The following is a 6376-nucleotide window of genomic DNA, read 5'->3' on the forward strand; positions in this document are numbered from 1 at the left end:
TGCATCGCGGTTCTCATTGCGTGAGGTCGATCTCGTAGGTGGCGAGGTTCTTGCCCGAGCCGTCGTCGGCCGCGACCTGCGTGATGCCGGCCAGGCCCGCCGCCGCCGCATCGGCGACGCGGTTCGGCGCGGACGCGAACTGCACGTGCGCGACCGAGCTCGCGAGCTTCGTGAAGCGCCAGCTGCGCGCCGCGCCGTCCGCGACGCGGGTGAGCGCGCCGTGCTTCTTGATGTACGCGATCAGCACGTCGCGGTTCGCGTCCGGCGACGCGAAGATCGTCTTGCTGCCGTCGAGGCCCGGGAAGTTGCCGCCGCCGCTCGCGCGATAGTTGTTGGTCGCGACGATGAACTGCGCGTTCGGGTCGAGCGGCGCGCCCTTGTACGTCAGGTGCTTGATCCGGCTGCCGACCGGCTGCGTGACGTCGATCTCGTAGGCGAGGTCCGCCGACGTGAACATGTCGAAGTTGTAGCCGGGGAAGCTGCTGACGAGCTTCTGCACGGTCGCCTGGGTCGGGTCGATCGTGTTGAAGCGCTTCGCGGCGGTCTCGAGCCAGTTCTTCACGTCGGCGCCGCTCACCTTCACCGCGTAGACGGTGTTCGGGTACAGGTACAGGTCGGCCGCGTTGTTGATCGCGAGCGCGCCCGGCGCGACGTCGGTGAAGTCGTTGCCGCCGCCGAAGCCGCTCTTGAACGGCGCGCTGACCGACAGCACCGGCAGCGACGCATACTGCGGCAGGTTCGCCTGCACGTAGGTGCGCACGTAGTCGGCCTGCGCCTCGTTGACGATCTGGATCGCGCCCGGATCGCCGACGTCGGCGAAATACGAGTTCATCCGGTAGTCGGTCGAGCCGATCGGCGTCTTCACGTAGTTGATCGTCGCCTGGTGCTCGGCGGCGATCGCGGCAGCGACCGACGGGTCGGCGGCGACATAGCTCTTGTCCGCGTTCTGGATCGGGCGCGCCTCGACGGTCGTCTGCGACTTGTCGACGCGCCACGTCTTGCCGTCGAACGCGAGGCCGAGCTTGATCACGCCGAGGTGCTTGCCCCAGTAGTTCGCCATCACGGTCGGCACGCCGTTGACGGTGCCCTTCACCTTGTCGACGCCCGGCAGGTTGAACTGCGGCACCGTGCTGTTCGCATCCGGGAACACCTGGTGCGAGTGGCCGATCAGCATCGCGTCGATGCCCGGCACGGTCGACAGCCACCAGCTGCCGTTTTCCATCGTCGGCGAATAAGCCGAGTTGTCGAGGCCGCCGTGCGAGATCGCGACGACGAGGTCCGCGCCCTTCGCGCGCATCTCGGGGATGTACTTCTCGGCCGCTTCCTTCAGGCCGGTCGTGTACACCTTGCCGTCGAGCCAGCGCTTGTCCCAGTTCATGATCGCGGGCGGCGTGAAGCCGATGATGCCGATCTTCACCGGCGCGCTGACCGTCTTGCCGTCCGGCGTCGTCGCGGTCACGGTGCGCGTGAGGATCGTATACGGCGTGAAGAGCGGCGCGTTGGACTTCGCGCTGATCACGTTCGCGAGCACCTGCGGGAACGCCGGGCCCGCGCACTTCTTCTGCTGCGCGGGCGCGGGCAGGCCGTCGACGTCGAACGTGTTGCCGGTCACCTGCGACAGGTACGGCAGCCCGTAGTTGAATTCGTGGTTGCCGATCCCGCCGCCGTCGAACTTCGCCGCGTTCATCACCTTGTAGATCGCGAGCGTCTTGTCGCAGCCGATCGGGTTCACGAGCGCCTGGTAGTCGGCGAGCGCGGTGCCCTGGATCGTGTCGCCGTTGTCGAGCAGCAGCGTGTTCGTGTACTGCGCGCGCGCCTGCGCGATCAGCGTCGCGACGCGCTCGAAGCCGAGCGAGTTGTCCGCCGCGAGCTTGAAATAGTCATACGACAGCACGTTCGTGTGCAGGTCGGTCGTCTCGAGCACGGCGAGGGTCGCCTTCGTGCCGGCGGGCGCTTGCGCCTGCGCCGGCGGGGACGGCGGCGCGGTTACGTCGTCACCGCCGCAGGCGGCGAGGAAGGCGAGGCTCGCGAGCGCGGCGGCGGCCGGCACGCGATGGCGGGGAAACGGGGGGAGACGCATCGGTTGTCCTGTTCGGTGTTCTGTTGTGTTTTGTGATTCGTCCTGATCCGCACTGAAGACGGCGCATGCGCCGACGGCCTGCTGTGCGGCGCGTGAGAGTATCGAAAGGAAACGTGACGGAGGAATGAAAGCCATACGATGGCTTTCCGGAAGGTGCGCAGCCGTCGGGCGCCGCGACCGCCGATCCGGCCCCGGCGGAAATCCTCACGTCGCGGCGGCGGACGGTTCGCTACAATGGCCGGTGTCATTCATTTGCAAACAAGCCGCCTTGGATTTCGACACTCCTCCCGGCCTGTCGGTCGATGCCGGCGGCCAGGGCCAGACCGTGCGCCTGTACGGACAATGGACCGCGCTCGCGCTGGCGCGCAATCGCGGCGCCGTCGCGCGCCGCGTCGCGGGTCTCGCGAGGGGGCGCGTGCGCGAATGGGACCTGTCAGGCATCGAGCGGATCGACCATGTCGGTGGCCAGGCGCTGTGGCGCGTGTGGGGCCGCAAGCTGCCGGCCGGCATCGCGCTGTCCGACACGCAGCGCACGATCTTCGAGCGCATCGAGCGGCTCGACCGCCAGCGCGAGGCACCCGAGCGCATCGTGCGCGTCGACCCCGTCACGCGCCTCGGCCGCGCGCTCTTCACGTTCGCTGAGCATCTGCAGGGCGGCATCTCGATGTTCGGCCGCGTGATCCTCGACGCGCTGTCGGTGCTGCGCCGGCCGAAGACGATGCCGTGGAAGGAAACCTCGGCGAACGTGTACAGCGCGGGCGCGCAGGCGCTGCCGATCACCGCGCTCGTCGCGTTCCTGATCGGCATCGTGCTCAGCTACCTGTCCGCGCAGCAGCTGCAAATGTTCGGCGCGAACCGGTATATCGTGAACATCCTCGGCCTGTCGGTGATTCGCGAGCTCGGGCCCGTGCTGTCGGCGATCCTCGTCGCCGGGCGCTCGGGTTCGGCGATCACCGCGCAGATCGGCGTGATGCGCGTGACCGAGGAGCTCGACGCAATGCGCGTGATGGGCATCCCGCACGGGTTGCGGCTGATCCTGCCGCGCGTGCTCGCGCTCGGCATCGCGATGCCGCTGCTCGTGATGTGGACCAACATCATCGCGCTCGCGGGCGGTGCGCTCGCCGCGAAGCTCGCGCTCGGCATCGATTTCAGCTTCTTCGTGCGCTCGCTGCCGGGCGTCGTGCCGATCGCGAACCTGTACATCGGCCTCGGCAAGGGCGTCGTGTTCGGGATGCTGATCGCGCTCGTCGCGTGCCATTTCGGTTTCCGCATCAAGGCGAACTCGCAGAGCCTCGGCGAAGGCACGACGACGTCGGTCGTCACGTCGATCACGGTCGTGATCCTCGCGGATGCGGTGTTCGCGATGCTGTTCCAGAACGTGGGGCTTGGATGAACACGTTGAACCAACCGCCGGCCGACGAGTTCGTGATCGAGGTGCGCAACCTGACGAAGCGCTACGGGCGCAACATCATCCACCAGAAGCTCGATTTCGACGTGCGGCGCGGCGAGATCGTGTCGATCGTCGGCGGTTCGGGCTCGGGCAAGACGACGCTCGTGCGGCAGATCCTCGGCCTCGAGCGGCCGACGTCCGGCACGATCAGGGTGTTCGGCGAGGACACGTCGACGATCGACGCGGCGACCGCGCGCACCATGCGCAGCCGCTCGGGCATGCTGTTCCAGCAGGGCGCGCTGTTCTCGTCGATGACGGTGTTCGACAACGTCGCGCAGCCGCTGCGCGAACTCGGCCGCGTGCCGGCCGACCTGCTGCACGACATCGTGATGCTGAAGCTCGAGATGGTCGGGCTGCCGTGCAAGCATGCGTCGAAAATGCCGGCCGCGCTGTCGGGCGGGATGGTGAAGCGGGTCGGCATCGCGCGCGCGATCGCGCTCGAGCCGGAGCTGCTGTTCCTCGACGAGCCGACGGCCGGGCTCGACCCGCAGGCGTCGGAAGAATTCGTCGAGCTGATCGCGACGCTGCACCGCACGCTCGGGCTGACCGTCGTGATGGTGACGCACGATCTCGACACGATGGTCGCGCTGTCGACGCGCGTCGCGGTGCTCGCCGACCGCAAGGTGCTCGTCGCGGCGCCGGTGGAAGAGGCCGCGAACGTCGACCATCCGTTTATCCAAGAATACTTTCTGGGGCTGCGCGGACGGCGCGCGTTGCAGGCGTTGCCGCCCGAACGCCGCGCGAAGCTGCCGCCGGCGGCCCTCGAACCGGCGCCGTCGAGCGTCGAGCTGTAGCCTGAAGGAACCCGCGAATGGAAAACAAATCGCATGCATTCTGGGCCGGCCTGTTCACGATCGCGCTGACGCTCACGATCGCGGGCGCCGTGTTCTGGTTCAACGTCGACCGCACCGTGCGGATCCCGTACGACCTGATCGCGCGCACCAACGTCACGGGCCTGTTCCCGGACGCGGCCGTGCGCTATCGCGGCCTCGACGTCGGCAAGGTGCAGTCGATCGGCTTCGACCGGTCGCGCCCCGGGCAGATCCGGATCCGGATCATGGTCGACAAGGATGCGCCGATCACGCAGTCGACGTTCGGCAGCCTCGGCTTCCAGGGCGTGACGGGCATCGCGTTCGTGCAGCTCGACGACACGGGGCGCGACCTGTCGCCGCTGCCGTCGTCGCCGAAGGCGATCGCGCAGATTCCGATGCACCCGAGCCTGTTCGACCAGATCCAGCAGCGCGGCGACGTGCTGCTGCGGGAGCTCGAGCTCGCGGCAAAGAGCGCGAACGAGCTGATGTCGCCGGAAATGCGCGACCAGCTGCGCGCGACCGCGGCAAGTCTGCAGCACGCGGCGGACGGCGTGACGACGCTGTCGAAGCAGCTCGGGCCGGCGGTGGCTGAGCTGCCCGGGACGATGCACGAGGTGAGCCGCACGATGGCGTCCGCGAACACGCTGCTGCAGCCGAACGGCCCGCTCGTCGCGAACCTGAACAAGGCCGGCACCGCGGCCGAGCAGATCGGCGTCGCGCTGAACGAGCTGAACGCGCGCGTGCAGTACGACACGCTGCCGCGCTTCAATGCGCTCGCGGTGAGCGTCGGCGATGCGTCGCGCCAGCTGAAGGACGTCGCCGGTGATCTCGGCCGCAACCCGCGCAGTCTGTTGTTCGGCTCGCCGGGCGCGGCGCCGGGGCCCGGCGAGGCGGGCTTCGTCTGGCCAGGCGCTGCGGCCGGCCACTGATCCATCGAATCCGGAAACCTCATGCAGGAACACGTCATGTCCCGAATCCTTGCCCGGGCCCGGCGCCCGGCCGCGGTGGCCGCCGCCGTGCTGACGCTCGCGCTGGCCGCCGGCTGCGCGAGCGAGCGCGCGGCGCTGTCGAATATCCGCTACGACCTCGGTCCGGCAGCGCCGGTCGCGACCGCCGGCACGGGCCCCGCGCTGAAGGTACTCGACGTTACCGCGCCGGACGCGCTCGATTCGGACAAGTTCGTCTACCGGCTCGCGTACGCGGATGCGCAGCGCACCGCCGTCTATCGCGACAGCCACTGGACCGCGCCGCCCGCGCAACTGCTCACGCAGCGGCTGCGCGGCGCGCTGTCGTCGCGCGGCGCGGTGCTCGAAGGCTCCGATGGCGTGCGTGCGCCGACGCTCAAGATCGACCTGAACGAGTTCGAGCAGGTGTTCGACGGCGAATCGCAGAGCCACGGCGCCGTCGCCGTGCGGGCGACGCTGACGCAGGACGGCAAGGTGCTCGGCCAGCGCACGTTCGTGTCGCGCGCGCCGTCGAGCACGCCCGACGCGGCCGGCGGCGCGCGCGCGCTCGCGATGGCGAGCGACGATCTCGTCGCACAGATCGCCGCGTGGGTCGGTATGCAGGCGTACGCGGGCACCCCGTAATGTGCGGGCCGCGTCCGCGATGAGCGTGCCCGGCCCGTCCCGCGCGTCGACGCTCGCGCGGCAGGCGTTCGGCGCGTATGCGGCGCTCGTCGTGTACGCGTCGCTGTATCCGTTCGAGGGCTGGACCGCGCTCGGCATCGGCCCGTTCGACTACCTGTTCGCGCCGATGCAGCGCTACGTGACCGCGTTCGACGTCGTCACGAACGTGCTCGGTTACATGCCGTTCGGCGGCCTCGCGGTGCTCGCGCTGCATCCGCGCTGGCGCGGCGTCGGCGCGACGCTGATCGCCTGCGCGCTCGGCACGCTGCTGTCGGGGGCGATGGAGGCGCTGCAGACCTATCTGCCGACGCGCGTCGCGTCGAATCTCGATCTCGCGGCCAATGCGCTCGGTGCGTTGCTCGGCGCGGCGCTCGTCGCCCCGGCGACCGGCGCGCTGCTCGATCGC

At 69.2% G+C, this 6376-nt stretch carries 6 protein-coding genes; 5 read left to right on the top strand and 1 reads right to left on the bottom strand.

Going from position 1 to position 6376, the window contains the following annotated elements:
- Positions 1–13: 13 nt before the first annotated feature.
- On the bottom strand, positions 14–2080 hold the full coding sequence (locus tag G3N94_RS38930; protein WP_205799520.1) for a bifunctional 2',3'-cyclic-nucleotide 2'-phosphodiesterase/3'-nucleotidase: 2067 nt from the start codon (positions 2078–2080) through the stop codon (positions 14–16).
- Between the two features lie 268 nt (positions 2081–2348).
- On the opposite strand from G3N94_RS38930, the gene G3N94_RS38935 reads away from it, so the two are divergent.
- The 5 genes from G3N94_RS38935 to G3N94_RS38955 form a co-directional block, all read left to right on the top strand.
- On the top strand, positions 2349–3473 hold the full coding sequence (locus G3N94_RS38935) for an ABC transporter permease (protein WP_205799521.1): 1125 nt from the start codon (positions 2349–2351) through the stop codon (positions 3471–3473).
- Positions 3470–4324: an ABC transporter ATP-binding protein gene (locus tag G3N94_RS38940; protein WP_205799522.1), complete on the top strand. Its 855-nt coding sequence runs from the start codon at positions 3470–3472 to the stop codon at positions 4322–4324. The genes G3N94_RS38935 and G3N94_RS38940 overlap by 4 nt, the downstream gene beginning before the upstream one ends.
- Positions 4325–4341: 17 nt before the next feature.
- Entirely contained in the window at positions 4342–5271 is a 930-nt protein-coding gene (locus G3N94_RS38945) for an MlaD family protein (protein WP_205799523.1), read from the top strand.
- Between the two features lie 36 nt (positions 5272–5307).
- Positions 5308–5931 carry an ABC-type transport auxiliary lipoprotein family protein gene (locus tag G3N94_RS38950; RefSeq protein WP_205799524.1) on the top strand — a complete coding sequence of 208 codons (624 nt, stop codon included), beginning with the start codon at positions 5308–5310 and terminating at the stop codon, positions 5929–5931.
- Positions 5932–5950: 19 nt separating this feature from the next.
- Positions 5951–6376, top strand: a 426-nt coding sequence (locus G3N94_RS38955; RefSeq protein ID WP_205799525.1) for a VanZ family protein, incomplete at its 3' end; no start/stop codon positions are given.

Origin of the sequence: Burkholderia sp. Ac-20353 (assembly GCF_017104785.1) — a bacterium.
Lineage (GTDB): Bacteria > Pseudomonadota > Gammaproteobacteria > Burkholderiales > Burkholderiaceae > Burkholderia.

What these genes read in the sequence shown, in the direction of transcription:
- G3N94_RS38930 (WP_205799520.1), bottom strand. Translation starts at nt 2,080, where the DNA reads ATGCGTCTCCCCCCGTTTCCCCGCCATCGCGTGCCGGCCGCCGCCGCG.
- G3N94_RS38940 (WP_205799522.1), top strand. Translation starts at nt 3,470, where the DNA reads ATGAACACGTTGAACCAACCGCCGGCCGACGAGTTCGTGATCGAGGTG.
- G3N94_RS38945 (WP_205799523.1), top strand. Translation starts at nt 4,342, where the DNA reads ATGGAAAACAAATCGCATGCATTCTGGGCCGGCCTGTTCACGATCGCG.
- G3N94_RS38950 (WP_205799524.1), top strand. Translation starts at nt 5,308, where the DNA reads ATGTCCCGAATCCTTGCCCGGGCCCGGCGCCCGGCCGCGGTGGCCGCC.